Here is an 18,689-nt window from a genome sequence, read left to right as displayed (position 1 = left end):
TTCAAGGCTCCGACAGAAGTTGCGGCATATTCTGTTCGAACCAGAGTTTGATTTCCGCGAGCGCTGGATGTCTCAAATTCTTGTTCAAATAACGAGCGACACGCGGAAGGTGTTGCAAATATGCGGGTTTATTGTCACGGCGGTCAAGCCGCGCGAAAATCCCGATGATCTTGCTGGCGCGCTGGGCGCCCATCACCGCATAGGACGCTGCAAAGGCGGCCATGTCGAACTCCGCCGCAACCCGTTTCCGCGCCAAGGCATACGCGCTCAGGAGCTTCAGTTCGAGGTCATCGGCGACGTCGACCCGCGCATCCTGCGCCAGGGAGACGAGATCGTAGGCGGCGGGACCAAGGACGCAGTCCTGAAAATCCAGCAGCCCGACCCGGCGCAGACCCGGGCGATCTTCGAGCCAAAGCAGGTTCGGCGAATGATAATCTCTCAGGCACCAGGTTTTTTTCTCGGCCAACGGCGCGGCCAGCGCCGCGCGCCAGGCGTTTTCAAGCTGCGCGCGGGGGCCGGATGCGAAGGTCAGCCCCGCGATATGGGGCGCGTACCATTCGAGCAGCAGTTCCGTTTCGGTCACCAGCGCGTCGAGGTCATAGCTGGGCAGGGCGTAATGTCTTTCGCCCAGCGGAAGCTCGTGCAAAAGATCGCGGCTGTGCAAGAACGCCAGAACGGCCGCCGCCTCGAGATAACGCTCGGGAATGGGGCCGTCGGCATCGACCACGCCCTCGGTTCCCAGATTTTCCAGAACCGCGAATCCGGTTTCAAGATCGGCGGCGTAAATCGCTGGAGCGGAAAGCCCCAGCGACCGCAGGCCTGCGTCGACAGCCACAAAGGGCCCGATATTTTCGGCGAGATGAACCAGGGCGCTGTAGGACTTGCCGTTCTTGATCGCCGGCCCGTCCGGGCGCGGCGGCGAGATCATGAGAATCGCCGTCTCGCCATTGTCGCGGCGCAGGAGATCGTAGGCGCGGGTGGAGGCGTCGCCTTGCAGGCGCGTGCGCTGGGCGCGACGCCAACCCGCGCGCTCCAGCACCGATTGCGCGCCCCGGGTTTGCAACAGTTTTTGCGCCATCGCGCCATGACCGGAAATTTCGGCGCGCCGATAGTTCGGGCCACGATGAGCGTCCGAAAACAGCGCGACATCGAGGCGATCCGCAGCAAGTTCGCCGCCCGCGCGCTCGGCCCATTCAACCAGCACAAGAGCGCCTTCGGACGCTTCATGCCAACCGAGTTCGACCAGTTCGCCGGGATCTTGCACGCGGTAGAGATCCGCATGCACGATCGGAAACCGCGCGGTCTCGTAAACCTGCATCAAAGTGAAGGTCGGACTCGGCGTCTCCAGCTCGGGATCATTGGCGAGGAAGCGCAACAGCGCGCGCACGAAAGTCGTCTTCCCGGCGCCCAGATCGCCCGAAAGCGTGATCAGGTCGCCAGCGCCGACAAATTCGGCCACCTCCGCCGCAAGAGCGCGCGTGGCCGCCTCATCCTCAAGATCAACGCGCCAAACTGGCCCCGTCATGCCAGTCCCTCAGCTTTCTCGCCGGTGATCTGGCGCCCGTTTTCACGGACGCCCCTGATAGGGAAAATGCAGGTCACCACCGTTCCTTCCCCTGGCGCCGAATCTATCAGAACTTCTCCCCCATGCGCCTCAACAAATGCGCGCACGATCGACAGGCCAAGTCCCACGCCGCGATGACGCGAATTCAGCGTGTGGCTTTCAAACCGATTGAAGACCTTGTCCAGGATATCGGGCGGGATGCCCCGGCCATTGTCCGACACTTTGAAGACGATGTCGTCGGCGCGGCGGAAGGCGGCGAGCGTCACCGTCTGGCCCGGTTCCGAGAAGCCGATCGCGTTCGAGAGCAGGTTGAACAGAATCTGGCGGATGCGTTTGCTATCGGCGCGGAAGACGCCAATGTCCTTCGGCATGACCAGCGACAGTTCGACCTGACATTCCGCCAGACGATCCTGCACGCCTTCAGCGGCTTCCCGGATCGTCTTGGCGATGTCGACGTCCTCGGCGCGCAATTCCATCGCATCGCGATCAATCGTCGCGAGATCCAGAATGTCGTTGATGATGGCGAGCAGCGCCGCCGACGATTTCAGCACATAGTTGGTGTATTCGCGCTGCTTTTCGTTCAGCGGTCCCACGCTCGAATCGCCCAGAAGCTGGATGAAGCCGATGATATTGGTCAGCGGCGAGCGAAGTTCATACGAAACATGGTGGACGAAATCGTCGCGCAACCGTTCCGCCGCCTCAAGGGCCTGATTGCGCTCTGTCAGGGCGCGTTCGACATTGACGCCGTCGGTCACGTCAATGAACGTCAGAAGGGTGCCGCCGTCGGGCAGAGGCGCCGCGGCGCAATCGACAATCGAACCGTCGGTGCGCGGCATGCGCCGTTCAAATCCCATGCGTGCGGCGTGAAGCCCGGTGACGATCGACCGCAGATCGTTCCATGCCGCGTCCTCTGGAACAAGACTGCGGCATCCCTGCGCGATCACATCAATATGGGGCTTCTTGGTCAGCTGGTTCAGGGGGAGGCGCCACATGCGTCCAAACGACGGATTGTAGAACTTCAACCGTCCATCGGCGCCGAACACAGCCACGCCTTCCTGCAACGCGTCCAACGTCTCGGACTGCACGCGGGCGAGTGAATTATATTGGGATTCCAGAGTGAAGCGTTCGGTCACGTCGTCGAACAGATAGGTCAGGCCACCCTGAGGATTCGGGTCGAAGCCGACGCGAATCGTGCGCCCGTCAGGAAGGTGCCAGACCTGGGGCGCCGGCTCCAGGCTGTGGTAGAGCGAGAGAAGGCTGTTTTTCCAGCTGCGAAAATCCGCCTGCTCCGGCAGGCGGCGCTCGGCGCGCAAGCGCTCAAGGATCTCCGAGTCGCTTGGCTTCTGGTCGAGAAAGGCTTGTTCGAGCCCCCACAACTGGCGATAGGCGGCGTTGGCGAAAACCAGATTCTTGGTGCGATCGAAGATCGCGATCGCCGTTGCAATCTGATCGAGCGTTCGGATGTGGGAATCCATCTGGCGGGCATGATCGGCCCGGAGCCCCTCCAGTTCGGAAAGGTCATAGGCGACGCCGCCGGACCCGCCCGAAAGGGACGCGTCCAGAACTTCCATGAGCTTGCGTTCGCCGGCGACCACGACGTTCCGCCGGACGCGCCAAGGCTGCCCCGCTTCGCGCGCACGGGCGGCTTGCTCGCGCGACTGGCTGTCGAGCAGTTCAAGGTTTCGCGCGGCGACGTCCCGCCGGTCCTTGGCTTCGACCGCGCGACAATAGGCGTCGTTCACCCAGGTGAGGACGCCGGCGCCGTTCCGGGTCCAGATCGGATGGCTCGAAACATCCAGCAGGGAGCGCAGGATTTCAAGTTGCGAGGTCTGCTCCGCATGAAGGGCGCGCAAGCGCATGAGCTCCAGCCGGTCGCCGGAAACATCGCGCACGCGAAGCACGGCGCGGCTGCCGATGGCGCGGCCCTCGGCTTCGAGATGTCGTCCATTGTGGCTGACGAGATCGAGGCGGAACCCCTGGCCGCGTTCGCGCAGGCGCGAGACATTCGCCTCCATCGCGCTCGCCTGATCGGCGGACAACCACGTGTTGAACCCCAGGATGCGTCGCGGCAACGGCGCGTCGAGCGCGAGACTGATGTCGCCTTCGATCTCCGGCTCGTTCGAAGACCCAGCCCAAACCACCACAAATTGCGAGTCGGAGGCGCTGAAGGAACGCGCGCGATCCGCCTGCTGGCGCAGCCTGTCGACTTCCGCTTGAAGCTCCAGCTCGCGTTTGCGCCACGCCTGACGACCCGCCAGATGAAAGAAGATCGTGATCGCGGAAAAAATGACGAGGCCGGCGCCAGCCGAAAGCCGGATCAATCCATGCGTTTCCTCCGCCTGGGCGAAATCAATCAATGACTCGGCGCGCGCCGCCATGGGCATGGCGATCATCGCCAAGGATGCGCTACGCAGCACGCGGGAGGCGGCGCGTTTAAGCGGAGTTGAATGGCGTTTCCGCTTCCTCATGGACCCTGATTCTCTCCGAACAGCAGTTGGCAGGGTCCCGACCCCGACGAATCAATCCAATTTACTGCGTTCAGACGCCACAAAAAAGCCTCCGTGTCATCGGCACGGAGGCTTGGTCAGCAAAAGACCGGTCAATCCCAGCGATCAGTAGCGATAATGATCGGGCTTGAAAGGCCCTTGGGCCGGCACGGACAGATAATCCGATTGCGCCTTGGTCATTTCGGTCAATTTCACGCCAATTTTTTCGAGGTGCAGCTTTGCGACTTTTTCGTCGAGCACCTTCGGCAGCGTGTAGACCTTACGCTCGTACTGTCCTTCCTTGGTATACAACTCAATCTGGGCGAGCGTCTGGTTGGTGAAGCTTGCCGACATGACAAAGGACGGATGGCCCGTGGCGTTGCCGAGATTGACCAGGCGTCCCTCGGACAGGAGGATGATCCTCTTGCCATCGGAGAACTCGACCTCGTCGACCTGCGGCTTGACGTTGTGCCACTGGAAGTTCCGCAGCCCGCCGACCTGAATTTCGGAATCGAAGTGGCCGATGTTGCAGACGATGGCGCGGTCCTTCATGGCGCGCATGTGGTCGACCGTGATGACGTCGACATTGCCCGTCGCGGTCACGAAAATGTCGGCGCGCGGCGCGGCGTCGTCCATCGTGGTGACTTCATAGCCTTCCATCGCCGCCTGCAGCGCGCAGATCGGGTCGATTTCGGACACCAGCACCCGGCAGCCGGCGTTGCGCAGCGAGGCGGCAGAACCCTTGCCGACGTCGCCGAAGCCGGCGACCATCGCGACCTTGCCGGCCATCATGACGTCGGTGCCGCGGCGGATGCCATCAACGAGCGACTCACGGCAGCCATAGAGGTTGTCGAACTTGGACTTGGTGACGGAATCGTTGACGTTGATGGCCGGCCACAGCAGGCGGCCTTCCTTCTGCATGATGTAAAGGCGATGAACGCCCGTCGTCGTCTCTTCCGTCACGCCCTTGATGGACGCGGCGTTGCGCCCGTAGAAGCCCGGATTGGCCTTGAGCCGCTTCTTGATCGCGGCGTAGAGGACTTCTTCCTCTTCATTGCTCGCGGTGTCGAGGAAGGCGACGTCGCCCTGCTCGGCGCGCAAGCCGAGATGAATCAGCAGCGTGGCGTCGCCGCCGTCATCGAGGATCATGTTGGGCTGACCGCCGTCGGCCCATTCGAAGATCTTGTGGGTGTATTCCCAATATTCCTCAAGGCTCTCGCCCTTGATGGCGAACACCGGCGTGCCCTTCGCCGCAATGGCGGCGGCGGCGTGATCCTGCGTCGAATAGATGTTGCAGGAGGCCCAGCGCACGTCGGCGCCCAGCGCCTGCAGGGTTTCGATCAGCACGGCCGTCTGAATGGTCATATGCAGCGAACCGGCGATCCGGGCGCCCTTCAGCGGCTGCGCCGCGCCATATTCCGCGCGCGTCGCCATCAGGCCGGGCATTTCGGTTTCGGCGATCGCTATTTCCTTCCGACCCCAGTCGGCGAGCGCGATATCGCGAACTACATAATCGTGAGTTGGGTGGGACATAAGAAAAATCCTTCGGCTGCGGCTCGGATATAGCAGCGCGCGCAACCATTGGCAATAAACATATAAAGAACTCTTTATGTCCGCGTCAGCGCTCGCGGAAAACCCGGGTCAATTGATCGCTGATCGGCTTGAACAAATAGCTCAGCATGGTGCGGCTCTCCGTCGAAACCAGAACTTCCACCGGCATGCCCGGCACAAGTTTCAGGCCGCCCAGCCGCTCGATTTCCTCGTGGGAGAGCGCAATCCGCACCTGATAGAATGTCACGCCTTGCGGATCGCGCGCCGCATCGGGGGAGACGAAGACGACCTGGCCCGAAAGCTCCGGCGTCGTCCGTTGATTGAAAGCCGGAAAGCGCGCTTGCGCGTTTTGTCCCAGCCGCACCTGGTCGATGTCGCGCGGCGACAGTTTCGCCTCGACCTGCAACTCGTCGTGGTCCGGCACGATCTCCAGCAGAACTTCGCCGGGCGCCGCCACGCCGCCGACGGTGTGGAGCGCGAGCTGATGCACGCGCCCGGCCGCCGGCGCGCGAATATCCAGCCGCGCGAACAGGTCGCGAACCGCCACGGCGCGCTCGACCAGTTCAGCCTCCTTGTCCTGGCTTTCGCGCAAGTCCTTCATCACCTCGGTGCGGAAATCCTGGTCGAGTCGCGCCACCTGCAGCCGGGCTTCATCGACCTTTGCGCGCGTCTCCGCCGTATTCGACACCAGCTGCCCCTGCACGCCATTGATGCGCGCCGCCTCGCGCTGCAAGGCGGTGAGACGTGGCAGCGGCACAAGTTTCTTCTCATAAAGCGTCGAAACGCCCTTGAGTTCGGTGTCGATCAACTGCCTCTGCGCGATCTGCGACTGCATCTGGGCGTCGAGCCCGCGCAATTCCTCCTCCAGCTGGCCGATGCGGCCCACCAGCAGATCCTTCTGGCCGACGCGCGAAGTCCGCCGCGCGCGAAACAAACTTTTCTCCGCCGCGAGGATCGCGGGCGCCTCCTGATCGTCGCGGTCGGCGGGCGCCATGGTTTCGGGCATATCCGCCTCGTCGCGCTCGGCGACAAGGCGCGCGACTCGCGCGCGCATCGCGTCGAGCTGGCCGACCACGACCTGCAAATTGGCCCGGGCGGAGGTGTCGTCGAGGCGAACCAGCGGAGCCCCCGCCTCGACCTTGTCGCCGTCGCGGACGCTGACGCCCGCGACGACGCCGCCGGTCGGGTGCTGCACCTTCTTCACATGCGATTCCGACACCAGGGCGCCCGCGAGGATCACGGCGCCCGCAAGCGGCGCGAACCCGCCGAGCAGGCCGACGATCAGCGTTCCAGCGACGATGACGCGCATGCCGGCGCGCAGCTCCCGCCGGCACGCGACGTCGAGTTGCGAGGCGAGGCCGCTCGCAGGCGCCTGGGGCGCGACGGGACGGGCGATTTCCAGCCGTGTCGGCTGCGGCGCAAACGGCAGGGACGGCCGTGGAGGCAAACGCGAAATCTGGTTCATGCCGCCCCCCTGATGGTTTGGGCCGCGCTCGGCCCCGGCTTCGCCGCGCGCAGCAACGCGCCGAAAACTTCGTCGCGCGGCCCAAACGCCTGCACCCGGCCTTCGATGACGATCATGGCCATATCCAGCGCCTGCAGCGCGTTGGGCCGATGCGAAACGACCACGACAATGCAGTTGCGCGCGCGCAATGCAGTGATCGCGCCGGTCAGCGCCGCCTCGCCGGCGGCGTCGAGATTGGCGTTGGGCTCGTCCAGAACCACCAGGAAAGGGTCGCCGAACACCGCCCGCGCCAGCCCGATGCGTTGGCGCTGGCCGCCGGACAACGCGGCGCCGCCCTCTCCGATTCGCGTGGCGTAGCCCTGCGGCAGGCGCAGGATCAGGTCATGCGCCCCGGCGGTCATGGCGGCGTCGATGACCTGCTCGGCCGTCGCGGCTTCATCGAAGCGCGCGATGTTTTCGGCCACGGTGCCGTCGAACAGCGCGACCTCCTGCGGCAGATAGCCGAGGCAGCGTCCGAGATCATCGTGCGCCCATTGGTCAAGCGCCGCGCCGTCGAGCCGCACGGCGCCGCCGCGCGGCGGCCACAGCCCGACCAGCGCCTTGGCGAGCGTCGATTTGCCGGAGGCGCTCGGGCCGACCAGCGCCAGCCCCATGCCGGCGTAAAGCGAAAACGAGACGTCCGACACGATCGGCCGGTCGGTTCCAGGCGGGGCGACGGCGAGCATTTCGACCGTCAGCTCCCGCGTCGGCCGCGGCAGGGACACGGTGGCGGACGGCGTCGCCGCCACACGCAAGACGTCGCGCAGCCGCTTCACCGCCTGACGCGCCGCGACCATCTGCTTCCATGTGCCCAGCGCCACTTCCACCGGCGCCAGCGCGCGTCCCATCATGATCGAGGAGGCGATCATGATTCCGCCCGACGCCTGTTCGTTGACGACGAGATAGGCGCCGACGCCGAGCATGGCCGATTGCAGCACGAAGCGCAGCATTTTTGCGATGGAGCCAAGATTGGCCTGCACGTCCATGGCGCGCAGGTTCTCCTGCAGGAAACGCTCGTTGACCTCGGACCATCGCGCGGTGAGGCGACGGGTCATGCCGAGCGCGCGGATCACGTCGGCGTTGATGCGGGTGGCGTCGGCAAGCACCTGCCGCTGCGCGCTGCGCTCGGTGGCGGCGAGCGAGGGCGCCCGGCTCTGACGCTCTGTCACCCAGGTCATGGCGACGATCGCGGCGCCGCCGAGGGTGGCGACGAGGCCGATCACGGGATGAAAGACAAACAAGGCGATCAAGAAAATCGGCGCCCAGGGCATGTCGAGAAAGGCCGTCGGCCCCATGCCCGACAAAAAGGCGCGGATCTGGTCGAGATCGCGCAGGGGTTGCTGGGTGACGATCGGGCGCACGCCCCGGAGCGGCAGCGTCGCGAGCGCAAGGTGGATCGGCTCCTGCAAAGACACGTCGAACAGAGCGGCGGCGCGGGCGAGCATGCGCGAGCGCAGCGCGTCGAGATAGGCCTGCACGGCGAAGGCGACCAGCGCGAGCGCCGACAGGCCGACCAGCGTGCCGACGCTGCGGCTGGGGATCACGCGATCGTAAACCTGAAGCATGTAGATCGACCCCGACAAGGTGAGCAGGTTGACCACGCCGCTGAAGACGGCGACGCCGCCGAGGCGGCGCGCGCTGGCGCGCAGGCCATTGCCCACCGGGTCGTCCGCTTCGCCGTCGAACATGCGCATCCCCCGCCCAATTGAAACAGAGGCTCTATTCAAAGAAAAAACCGGCGATATTAAGTCTGATTTGTCTTTACTGCCTTATTGTTTTCGGGCGGCTTCGTAATTACGAATGACGCCGCCGCGGAACAGCCGCGCAACAAACCGGATATCGCCGCAATCGCCACCGGCTGCGCCGTTATTTTGGCTTAATTTTCATTGAGATATAGACAACGACGCCACGCTAGAGGCAGGATTCTGAAGTGCCAAGCGTGTTCCGGTTGTCCTCATGCGTGGCGTCTTCTGCATGTAATAGACATGCGTTGTGCAAATAATATAACGTTAATCAGCGCTGCATGAACGTTCATCATTCGACAGCCATGAAACATGGCTCGTAATGCAGAATGGAAATTATGCCTATTACTTCGCCTTGAGCCAGGCCCGGTTCGGAGTCCGCCTCAGCCAGCGCAATGCTCGCAGCGGGCTCGGCTCGCGCACGAAGCTCTGGCGCAACAAACGATAAAGTGGAGACTTCGATATCTGGCAGCCAACACCATGCCTGCGACGAACATCGACGTTTCGGCTTTCGCCACCAGCCTGAACGACGCCACGCGCGCCCTCGACGGCGGTCTCTGGTCGCAGACCGCGAGTGAAGGCAACCAGGGCGCCGGATCGCTCGCGCGCTACCAGGCCGATCTGGCCACGATCAAGACCGACCTCGCCAACGACCACAGCGCGCAAGCGACGGCCATTCAAAATGACATCGCCACGGCCCTGAACGCCGCGCCCAACACGATTGGCAACGGGGCGGGCGTCGCGGCGGCGCAGACGGCGCATCTCGATATTCTCGCGCAAGCGGCGATGGATCCGCTGCTGGCCAACGCCGGCGTCACCGCCGCCCCGACCGCGCTGAACAACGCGGCCGCCGCGCCGCACGCGACCTTCGCCGACCTCGGCGCGCTGTTCAACGATGTCGTCGGCAAATCGCTGGGCGGCGTCAATGCGGCGACCGCCCCCGCGCTCAACGCCGAGCTCGCGACCATTCAAAGCGGCCTGCAAACGCTGATCCAAAATGACGCGAAGGATTTCAACGGGCTGACGGCTGTTCATGCCCAAACCATCGCCAACCAGCTTGGTCTTGAGCAGAACTATAACTCCCAGGCCGGCTCCAGCTCGATCGCGCGCGCGGACCGAACGACAATCTGCTCGTCATCGTCGACATCGTGCAGGGCGACAACGCTCTGTTGTCGCTGGCCGACAAAGTCTGGTCGGTCTCGCCCGAAGCGGCCAAGGCGACGACGCCTTATCAGGACAACGCCGCTCAGACCAATTTCTGGGCGGGCTTCGTCGCCGCGTCCAACTCGCTGGGCCAGCAGGCGGAGGCGCTCGTCGGCTCGGGAAATGCGGCGGCCATCGCCAAGCTGACCGGCCAGTTGCACAATTTCGAGACCAATACGCAGGCGTTCGACACCTCACAGGGCGGCATTTTCGCGGCCCGTTTCGATAACGAGTTGAAGGGAAACCAGAGCACGACCGGCGCCGAGGTCAACGCCCTGATCCAGGGTCTGATGACCGGAGACAAGGCGCTGGTGACCGCCAATGCGGCGGACGTCAGCAGCAACAATGTTCCGGTTGGCGGTGGAACATTCAACACCGACGCGACCACCGCGGCCCAGGCGTTGAGCACAGCGACGGGCCTTCCAGCCAACATGGCCGCCTCGCCGGACCTGACCGCGGCCCCCGGGGCCGCTGTCGCAGACATGGGCGGCGCCGGCAATGGCGGCGCTGCGGCGGCAGGAGGTGGAATGGCGGCAGGAGGCGCCGGGGCAGGGGGCGCGGCGGCTGGCGGAATGGGCGCCGGCCATGGGTTCGGCCATGGCGCTGGCCCGGGTGTAGGCGCCGGCGGCGCAGGCGCTGGAACCCCTCCGGCGGCCGCCCATCATCCTGCGATCGCCGACGCTCTCCACCCGTTCGATCCGGGACAGCACCACACGTTCCACCACATGTGGGGCTGACGCGCTTTCCTCAAACAACTCTAGCCGCTTCGCAGGAAGCGGTGCGACAGCGACCCCCCTGGCGCGAGCCAAGGGGGTTTTCGATTTTTCGCGGCATGTCGCACACGCTTTTTCGGAACATTTGGTCTCGAAAACGCAGTTTTCGCGTTGACATTTTTCGCGTCGGACGAACGCTCCACCCCGGCAAGGGGCGCGTCGCGCGGGAGAAGGATCGGAGAGCCAGGCCGCGCGGCCCGTGGCAAGCACCAGGCGCCATGCGGTTGTGATCCTGGCGTCCAATCTCCCACCCGGGTCTGAATAGATGCCGACGTCTTTGGCCCGAAAAAACCGCCAACCATTTCCACTTAAAGAAAAACCCCGCCGGAGCGGCGGGGTTCGGTCATTTATCTGACGGAGGAGCCGAGGTCGGCCGCGACGTCCACCTCTGTCAGGCCGTGGTTGAGGCTCTCGCGCCAGAGCGGCGCAGCATTTGCAGCGGGGCCGCGACGGCGCGCGCGAACGGCTCCCAGAACCCCGCAGCGGAACCGTGGCCGGGCACAAATGGGTCGGCATAGCAGGCCGCGCCGGCCGCGCGGGCGACCGCGCCCACCGCCTCGACCATACGCGGCGCGCCGCAGGCGTAAACGATGTCGCCGGGCCTGAGCGCCGGCAAGTGGTCGACCGGGCTACCGACGGGCAGGTCAGGGTGGCGCCGGTCGGCGTTGCGCAGCACCGAAATCACCTGCGTCTTGGGGAAGGCGACGAGGCGCCACAGCGCCGGCGCCATGTAAAAATCCGAGACCGAGTTGGCGCCGACCACCACCACAATCTCGCGATCCGGCATTTCACACAGGGCGGCATGGGCGATGGACCAGATGGGCGCGAAGCCCGCGCCGCTCGCCACCAGCACCAGCCGGTTGGTTTGGCCCGGCCGCAGCCACGCCGATCCATAGGGGCCGATCACCTTGACCTTGTGGCCGGGCTGGATCTCGCGGCCGAGCGCCGAAGACACCCGGCCATTGCGGACGCGCTTGATCTGCAGCCGAATCACGCCGCGCTCGAGAGGACCTTCAAGCGGCGCGCTCGGGCTGTAGCAACGCGCGGGAAAGCCGGCAAACCTCACCTGCACATACTGACCCGGCAACATTTCAAAAGGCCCCTTGACGGCCAGTGAGACCTTGGCGACGTCGACCGACAGGTCGCGGATCGCCTTCACCGTCGCGGAAAAACTCTCGACAGGCGGCGTTTCCTCAACGACGATTTGAAGATCAGACATGACCTTGGCTTGGCATGCGAGCACGTCGCCGGGGGAATCGGTCGCGCCACCCTCGACAGAACCGGAGGACACGGTGCAGCGGCAAGAGCCGCAGGTTCCAGAGCGGCAATCGTGCGGCATGTCCACCCCGCTCATCAGCGCGGCGTCCAGCAGGGTCTCTCCGGCGCGCGCGCGGAACGAACCCATGTCGGCGATCTCGACCTGAAATGTCTGGCGGCTCATCAGTTCATCTCCAGCTTGAAAGGTCTGATATGGCGGGTGTGATTGGCGAGGGTGTGGTCGAACACGCCGACCCACATGAAGGTCTGGTCGCCGATGACGACGTCGTCGCCCTGCTTGGTGTCGAGCTTGCGTCGGGCCAGCAGCGTCCACCGGCCTGCGGCCCAACGCGCCGTGCACAGGACGTCGGTAGGTTGCGACGGGCGCGGCGCGATCGCGATCATGCCGGGAACAATGGTCCCAATCGGAATTCGGGCGTCAAGTTCGGTCGAATACGGCGCCGACTCGTCCTCGCGCATCGCCCAGCGCGCGTTTTCCGCATCGCCGTGGTCCGGGTCGAGATCAATCGTCCCGAGCGCCACGCGCGTCGCGGCGACGTTGAGCGGCAGGCGCAGCGGCTGCGCCGGAGCGCGCGGGTCGCGCGGCGAGGACAGCGCGATATTTTCATAAGCGACGGACTGTTCCGGCTTAGCCGCGAATCCGCCCTTGTACAGCGAGGCGCCGTGGAGTTCGGCTGCCGTCGGCCGGGTGGCGGGACCGACGCGGTCGTTTTCGCAACGACTGGAGTCGAGGCCCCCCGCGCGCCACAGCCAGACGTTCACCGCGCTGCCGTCCTCGGTGTAGTGCATGCCGCGTCCTGACGCCGACGGCGGCTTGTCTGGCAGAGGGCGCGTTCCCGGATGGAACGCGCCGGGCCCGAACGGCTTTTCCACATTCGCGAGCATGAAAGCGAACTTGTCTTCATTGAGCGCGCCTTCGAAATTAGTCTGCTCGGCGCGCATATCTTCCGACTTGCCTACGACCGCTTGGCGCCGGGCCGCGCGTTCGTCGCGTGATTCGGAGAACAGAGCGCGCCAACCATTCTGTGTCTTGACCAGCGGCGCATGCTTCATTGACCGGGTCGGGTCCTCCCAGGTGAAGGCGAAATAGACGGTATCCTCATCATGCAGCGCGCGGATATCGACCAAGGAGGCGCCGGAGCCGTCGAGGTTCACGCCCTGGTTGGTGTGAACGTGCAGAACGGGCGCGTCTCGCCACGCTGGGCCCCAAAGATCGGGGCCGAGATCGGCCGCAGCGGGCTTGTCTATGCGGCCGACATAGAGCACGTCGCGAGAGGCGTGGTCGGCGTAAAGATAAGCGATGGCTGCGGCGCCGCCAATCAACGCGCTTAGGACGAACATGGCCACGCCGCTCAAGGAGGTCGAGCCGTGGTCGGCGGCGGCGGGGATCTGCGAAGGGCGCACAATTCGCAGCACCTGCCCCAATCCACCCATCGCCAAATGCGCGAGCACATGGGAGACGGCGTAGAAGAGAATTGCCCATGTCGCCCAGAGATGCAGCGTCACGATCACGCCGCCATAACCGCGATGCAAGATCACGCCGGTGACGATCTGGATGGCGAGGCTGGCGAAGAATAGCCAGTAGAGCAGCACGTTGACGGTGCTCCAGCGCGCCGAACCCGGACATTTGAGCGCGGCGAGCCGCGTGCGGTCGAGAGCCACTCGCCTGAAAAGACCAGCGTTTCGCAAATAGAGCAGATAAGCCACGGCGACGCCGATCAGCGTGACGCCGGCGAGGATGTGAATGATCCAGATTTTCGAAACCGGAAGATAGGGCGCGACAATGCTCAGATAGCCGGTGTCGGGCATATCCACGGCGAATCGCAATCCGGTCAGCACCGAAAGCGCAAGCGAAACGGCCAACAACCAGTGCAGAATGACCGTGCCTGTGTCCGTACGCTTTTTCTTCCTGTACCTGAACTGCATCGGCTTAAGAACCTCCCGCTCATCGCCAGTCGCTTTCGGGCACCCCAGGGTGAGCCGATGGGCGTCCGTCGCCGGCGCCTCTAGGCGCTCGTGACTTTCGCTGATTGAGCTAAGTGGTTAATAAGGCCACAAGAAGTTAGCCGACGGGTCTAACTGTGGCATGGCCGAAACGCGCCTTGGCCACTCGCGATCAAGCTCTGGTTGGAATGAACTGCGACCGCTGCAGGAAATCATGCATTAGCGTTGGCTTGACACACCCAACGACCGGATAGCGGCTCCGAGCCGAGATGCAGGCCTGAGGGCAAGCCTCAGGCCTCGGTAATTATTTTTGCGAAAACAAAAGCCGCGAATGCCTGCGAAGCTCCTACTACAGAGCTTCGACTTAGCGGACGCGGCCATAAAAATACCGTACTAATCGAGAAGTTTCTTGGTGATTAAATCGAACTGCTCAATCGACTTGAATTTTATATTGATCGATCCGGATTCGCCTCGTGCGTTTACATTGATCGCAACGCCCAAGGCGTCGGAAATGTTTTTTTCTATCCGCACGATATCGGGCGCCTTGGGAACCGAGGGGCGCGGCGGCTTCTTTTCATCGCCCTCCGCAACCAACCTTTCCACATCGCGGACTGACAGACCCTCATTGACGATCCGTTCGACCATGGCCGTTGGATCGTCCAAAGACAGAAGCGCTCTGGCGTGGCCTGCGGAAATTCGCCCATCGACGACATATGACCGCACGGAATCCGGTAATTTCAGAAGCCGCAACGTGTTGGTCACATAACTTCTGCTTTTGCCCAGGATTTTCGCCAAATCGGCCTGGGTATAGGCGAATTCGGCGATCAGACGATCGTAACCTTCCGCTTCTTCGATGGCGTTGAGGTCGGTTCGCTGCACATTCTCGATAATCGCGAGTTCGAGTGACAGACGATCGTCCGCCTCGACCACGACGATGGGAACTTCATGCAACCCAATCCGCTGCGCCGCGCGCCAACGACGCTCACCCGCGATGATCTCGAATATGTTCTTTGCGGCTTCCAACTCTCGAACGACGATCGGCTGAATGATCCCACGCTCGCGGATCGACTCTGAGAGTTCCTGCAGTGATTCGTCCGAGAAATGCTGGCGCGGGTTCCGAGGGTTGGCGCGCAAAAACTCTATAGGCGCGGTTCGCTGACCGACAGGTCCGGCCGCAGACTCAACGGGAAGATTTTCGCCAATAAGAGCTGCCAGCCCCCGTCCCAACCGAGGACGCGCGTCGTCGATCATCACTTCACCTCAGTTCGTCGGTGTCTTGCGGCGCATATTGACCGATCATGCGGCCCGCAACTCGCGCTCTCTCTGTATCACCTCGGAGGCCAACTTGAGATAAGCCTGCGATCCGTTACATTTTAAATCGTAGAGCAGTACGGGCTTACCATATGACGGAGCCTCGGAGACCCGCACATTACGCGGAATAACGGTATCGTAGACCTTCTTGCCCAGAAAAGACCGCACATCCGCGACGACTTGGCTCGCAAGATTGTTTCGCCCGTCAAACATGGTCAGAACGACGCCATGGATTGTAAGAGTCGGGTTAAGGCTACGCTTGACGTGTTCAACCGTCGACAAAAGCTGCGAAAGACCCTCCAGGGCGAAAAACTCGCACTGCAACGGCACCAGTACACTGTCGCTTGCCGCTAGTCCATTGATGGTGAGCAAGTTCAGTGAGGGAGGACAGTCGATCAGAACATATGTGATTTTTTCCGAAATCGCCTTGCCGCCGCCATTCGAGAAAGCCGACAACGCATTCTTCAATTTGAAGGATCGGTCAGCTTGATCGGCGATCGACAACTCCAGCCCCAGAAGATCCATCGTGGAGGGCACGATAAAAAGACGCGGGACCACGGTCGGCTGGATAGCGTCCGCCAGCGTTTTGACCCCGGTCAGCACATCGTAGGTCGACACCTTCCTTTGCGACGGGTCGATTCCCAGTCCCGTAGATGCGTTTCCCTGCGGGTCCATATCCAGAATCAAAACGGTTTCGCCAATGGCGGCCAATGCGGTGCCAAGATTGATCGCCGTGGTCGTTTTTCCGACGCCGCCCTTTTGATTGGCGAGCACGATAACTCGGATGCGGTCTCGATTATCCATCTGTCGCTCCAAGCGGCGCGGTTCAGCTATTCACGCTGTGTACGATGACGATTTTTGCAGTTGGATCGGTAACGCTGTTTACCGTTTCATAACTGAAGCTATCGTCCCCAGGCAGATTGGTCAATTCGCTCGCCAGTTCTTTCCCCTTGAAAAATAGACCACGGCCGCCCCTGATGAGGATCGGTCGCGCATAATCCAAGAGAGTCTTCATGGGAGCCAGCGCACGCGCTGAAATGATTTCAAAATGCGTGGAAGAAACGAGTTCCGGAAGAACGCATTCAATGCGCCCAACATGAATCTGGATCGCGGAATTGGTTTCACGTGAAACCTCGGCAAGAAAAGCAGCCTTTCGCTTATCCGATTCGACGAGGTGAACTATTCCGTTTTCTCCTGACACAAGGCCGATGACAAGACCCGGAAAGCCAGCGCCGCTTCCGATATCAATCCAGTTAGCCCAGGTTCCCGCCAAAGGAATCAATTGGAGAGAGTCAATAAAATGGCGCGGCCAGATCTCATTGAGCGTTGAGCGGCCCACCAAATTCAACGTGCCTTGCCACTTTTTTAACAGGTCTTCGTAGATGCGAAGCTTCGCGAGTTGCTCCGCACCCAGCTCAAACCCAAGCTGCGACAACGCCCGCGCATGCGAAACCGTCATTGCACGGCCGCTTTCGCAGCAAGCTCGCTTCTCTTTGTCCATGCAAGCAAGATCACCAACGCAGCTGGCGTTAAGCCCTCGATGCGGCTCGCCTGCCCCAACGTGCCCGGGCGCACGGTCCGCAGCTTCGCACGCACCTCGTTGGATAATCCAGGAATTGCGTCGTAGTCCATATCCACGCTCAACTGAACCGATTCGTCACGGCGCAAACTCGCCGCCATATTGCTCTGCTTTTCAAGGTAAACTGAATATTTGGCGTCAATTTCGACCTTTTGGGCGACCTTGGCGTCGAAATCGCACAACTCGGGCCAAATGGCGCACAATTGGCCAAATTGTACGTCTGGATACGAAAGAATCGAGAAGGCTGTTCTGGTGACGCCATCCAGATTGATCGGCAAACCGGCAGCCCTCGCTTCAGATGGCGATAGGCTTCGCTGTTTCAGCAGTTGCGTGAGTCGCCGTCCCTGGTCTTGACCCGCACGAAAATGCTCCGCCCTCTTTTCGGAAACGCACCCAATCTCCATTCCGCGGGGAGTCAGCCGTTCATCGGCATTATCGCAGCGAAGACATAGCCTGAACTCCGCCCGCGATGTGAACATCCGGTAGGGCTCCGTCACCCCTTGCGTGATCAGATCGTCGATCAAGACGCCAAGATAGCCCTCGGACCGGGAGAAGACGATCTGTTCCGACCTCAAGACGCGCAAGGCGGCGTTAAGACCGGCGACCAGCCCCTGCACGCCGGCCTCCTCATATCCCGTCGTACCGTTGATCTGACCGGCAAGGTACAGGTTGCCGATCAATTTCGTCTCAAGCGTCGGCTTGAGACCACGGGGATCGACGAAATCGTATTCCACGGCATAACCCGGCCGCAAAATCCTCACATGCTCAAGGCCCGGTATGGTTCGGACAAAATCCGCTTGAACGTCCTCTGGCAGCGAGGTCGAAATGCCATTCGGGTACACGACGCCATCATCTAGCCCTTCTGGCTCCAGGAAGACCTGATGCGATTCGCGATCACTGAACCGAACAACTTTATCTTCGATCGAAGGGCAATAGCGGGGTCCACGCCCCGAGATCTGGCCTGAATAAATAGGCGCCCTGTGAATGTTGCGTCTGATGATTTCGTGAGTTTCCGCATTGGTGTAAGTGACGCCACAAGAAACTTGCGGGTTCGCGACGCCGCTCGACAGGCTGGAAAAGAGCTCGGGTTCTTCGTCGCCGTGCTGGACGCCGACTCGGTTCCAATCAATCGACTCTCGATCCAACCGGGCCGGTGTGCCAGTCTTCAAACGATCAACCTTAAAGCCCAGCCGAACCAATTTTTCGCCGAGGGAAACCGACGGCAAATCGCCCATGCGGCCGGCCGGCCAGGACTTTTCGCCTATAAAAATTTTGCCGTTCAAGAACGTGCCTGTCGTGATCACAAGCGCGCCGCAACAAAAGCTGCGGCCATCTTCGAGCACGATGAGGAAATCCTGATTGTCTACAAGCTTGAAGTCGACAACCGAGCCTTGGTGAATTGTCAGATTGTCTTGGTCATTCAACAACGCCATGATCGCTTCGCGGTAGAGGCGGCGATCGACCTGAGCGCGCGGACCTCTGACCGCTGGGCCACGCGAACGATTCAATAGACGAAACTGAATGCCAGCGGCGTCAGCGGCCCGCGCCATCAAACCGTCGAGCGCGTCGATTTCCCGCACCAGATGCCCCTTGCCAAGCCCGCCGATTGCCGGGTTGCAGGACAACTCACCAACGCCAGTCAACCTTTGGGTGAACATGGCTGTGTTCGCGCCAACGCGAGCCGCTGCCGCCGCCGCCTCACAGCCTGCGTGCCCACCCCCAACGACGATGACATCGAAATCGCGAACCGCCAC

At 62.3% G+C, this 18,689-nt stretch carries 13 protein-coding genes; 1 reads left to right on the top strand and 12 read right to left on the bottom strand.

Annotation, left to right across the window (positions count from 1 at the left end):
• Nucleotide 1 precedes the first annotated feature (1 nt).
• The 6 genes from tsaE to CFB24_RS22645 form a co-directional block, all read right to left on the bottom strand.
• Nucleotides 2–1,525, bottom strand: coding sequence for a tRNA (adenosine(37)-N6)-threonylcarbamoyltransferase complex ATPase subunit type 1 TsaE (tsaE, locus tag CFB24_RS17590; protein WP_088521945.1), 1,524 nt, complete (start codon nt 1,523–1,525; stop codon nt 2–4).
• Complete coding sequence (locus tag CFB24_RS17585; protein ID WP_244593235.1) at nt 1,522–3,981, bottom strand: sensor histidine kinase; 2,460 nt, start codon at nt 3,979–3,981, stop codon at nt 1,522–1,524. Before CFB24_RS17585 ends, tsaE begins: the two co-directional genes overlap by 4 nt.
• A 195-nt stretch (nt 3,982–4,176) precedes the next feature.
• The gene (ahcY, locus tag CFB24_RS17580) at nt 4,177–5,583 is read right to left on the bottom strand and encodes an adenosylhomocysteinase (RefSeq protein WP_088521943.1); all 1,407 of its coding nucleotides are present in this window, start codon (nt 5,581–5,583) and stop codon (nt 4,177–4,179) included.
• 85 nt (nt 5,584–5,668) lie between these two features.
• Nucleotides 5,669–7,066: an HlyD family type I secretion periplasmic adaptor subunit gene (locus tag CFB24_RS17575; RefSeq protein WP_088521942.1), complete on the bottom strand. Its 1,398-nt coding sequence runs from the start codon at nt 7,064–7,066 to the stop codon at nt 5,669–5,671.
• Complete coding sequence (locus tag CFB24_RS17570; RefSeq protein WP_088521959.1) at nt 7,063–8,793, bottom strand: type I secretion system permease/ATPase; 1,731 nt, start codon at nt 8,791–8,793, stop codon at nt 7,063–7,065. The genes CFB24_RS17575 and CFB24_RS17570 overlap by 4 nt, the downstream gene beginning before the upstream one ends.
• 399 nt (nt 8,794–9,192) lie before the next feature.
• Nucleotides 9,193–9,882, bottom strand: a complete 690-nt coding sequence (locus CFB24_RS22645) for a hypothetical protein (RefSeq protein WP_141098483.1) — start codon at nt 9,880–9,882, stop codon at nt 9,193–9,195.
• A gap of 113 nt (nt 9,883–9,995) precedes the next feature.
• Between CFB24_RS22645 and CFB24_RS23155 the strand changes: the two genes are divergently transcribed.
• Entirely contained in the window at nt 9,996–10,787 is a 792-nt protein-coding gene (locus tag CFB24_RS23155; protein ID WP_158255246.1) for a hypothetical protein, read from the top strand.
• Nucleotides 10,788–11,214: 427 nt separating this feature from the next.
• Here CFB24_RS23155 and CFB24_RS17555 read toward each other — a convergent pair whose 3' ends face one another.
• From CFB24_RS17555 to mnmG, 6 genes are all read right to left on the bottom strand, one after another.
• The gene (locus CFB24_RS17555; RefSeq protein WP_088521940.1) at nt 11,215–12,264 is read right to left on the bottom strand and encodes a 2Fe-2S iron-sulfur cluster-binding protein; all 1,050 of its coding nucleotides are present in this window, start codon (nt 12,262–12,264) and stop codon (nt 11,215–11,217) included.
• A complete protein-coding gene (locus CFB24_RS17550) occupies nt 12,264–14,027 on the bottom strand; it encodes an ethylbenzene dehydrogenase-related protein (RefSeq protein WP_088521939.1) in 1,764 nt (587 codons plus the stop codon). Before CFB24_RS17550 ends, CFB24_RS17555 begins: the two co-directional genes overlap by 1 nt.
• Before the next feature lie 411 nt (nt 14,028–14,438).
• Nucleotides 14,439–15,296, bottom strand: a complete 858-nt coding sequence (locus CFB24_RS17545) for a ParB/RepB/Spo0J family partition protein (RefSeq protein WP_088521938.1) — start codon at nt 15,294–15,296, stop codon at nt 14,439–14,441.
• Nucleotides 15,297–15,341: 45 nt separating this feature from the next.
• Nucleotides 15,342–16,160 (bottom strand): ParA family protein, encoded by an 819-nt coding sequence (locus CFB24_RS17540; protein WP_088521958.1) that lies wholly within the window; start codon nt 16,158–16,160, stop codon nt 15,342–15,344.
• Between the two features lie 22 nt (nt 16,161–16,182).
• Nucleotides 16,183–16,815 (bottom strand): 16S rRNA (guanine(527)-N(7))-methyltransferase RsmG, encoded by a 633-nt coding sequence (gene rsmG / locus CFB24_RS17535; protein ID WP_088521937.1) that lies wholly within the window; start codon nt 16,813–16,815, stop codon nt 16,183–16,185.
• Nucleotides 16,812–18,689, bottom strand: a complete 1,878-nt coding sequence (mnmG, locus tag CFB24_RS17530; protein WP_088521936.1) for a tRNA uridine-5-carboxymethylaminomethyl(34) synthesis enzyme MnmG — start codon at nt 18,687–18,689, stop codon at nt 16,812–16,814. The genes rsmG and mnmG overlap by 4 nt, the downstream gene beginning before the upstream one ends.

This window comes from Rhodoblastus acidophilus, assembly GCF_900187365.1.
GTDB lineage: Bacteria > Pseudomonadota > Alphaproteobacteria > Rhizobiales > Beijerinckiaceae > Rhodoblastus > Rhodoblastus acidophilus.
This window is presented reverse-complemented; position numbering and strand designations above follow the sequence as displayed.

Coding starts and splice junctions, on each gene's coding strand:
- CFB24_RS17540 (WP_088521958.1), bottom strand. CDS start 16,160: ATGGATAATCGAGACCGCATCCGAGTTATCGTGCTCGCCAATCAAAAG.
- CFB24_RS17550 (WP_088521939.1), bottom strand. CDS start 14,027: ATGCAGTTCAGGTACAGGAAGAAAAAGCGTACGGACACAGGCACGGTC.
- CFB24_RS17545 (WP_088521938.1), bottom strand. CDS start 15,296: ATGATCGACGACGCGCGTCCTCGGTTGGGACGGGGGCTGGCAGCTCTT.
- ahcY (WP_088521943.1), bottom strand. CDS start 5,583: ATGTCCCACCCAACTCACGATTATGTAGTTCGCGATATCGCGCTCGCC.
- CFB24_RS17555 (WP_088521940.1), bottom strand. CDS start 12,264: ATGAGCCGCCAGACATTTCAGGTCGAGATCGCCGACATGGGTTCGTTC.
- tsaE (WP_088521945.1), bottom strand. CDS start 1,525: ATGACGGGGCCAGTTTGGCGCGTTGATCTTGAGGATGAGGCGGCCACG.
- CFB24_RS22645 (WP_141098483.1), bottom strand. CDS start 9,882: ATGAACAGCCGTCAGCCCGTTGAAATCCTTCGCGTCATTTTGGATCAG.
- rsmG (WP_088521937.1), bottom strand. CDS start 16,815: ATGACGGTTTCGCATGCGCGGGCGTTGTCGCAGCTTGGGTTTGAGCTG.
- CFB24_RS17570 (WP_088521959.1), bottom strand. CDS start 8,793: ATGTTCGACGGCGAAGCGGACGACCCGGTGGGCAATGGCCTGCGCGCC.
- CFB24_RS17575 (WP_088521942.1), bottom strand. CDS start 7,066: ATGAACCAGATTTCGCGTTTGCCTCCACGGCCGTCCCTGCCGTTTGCG.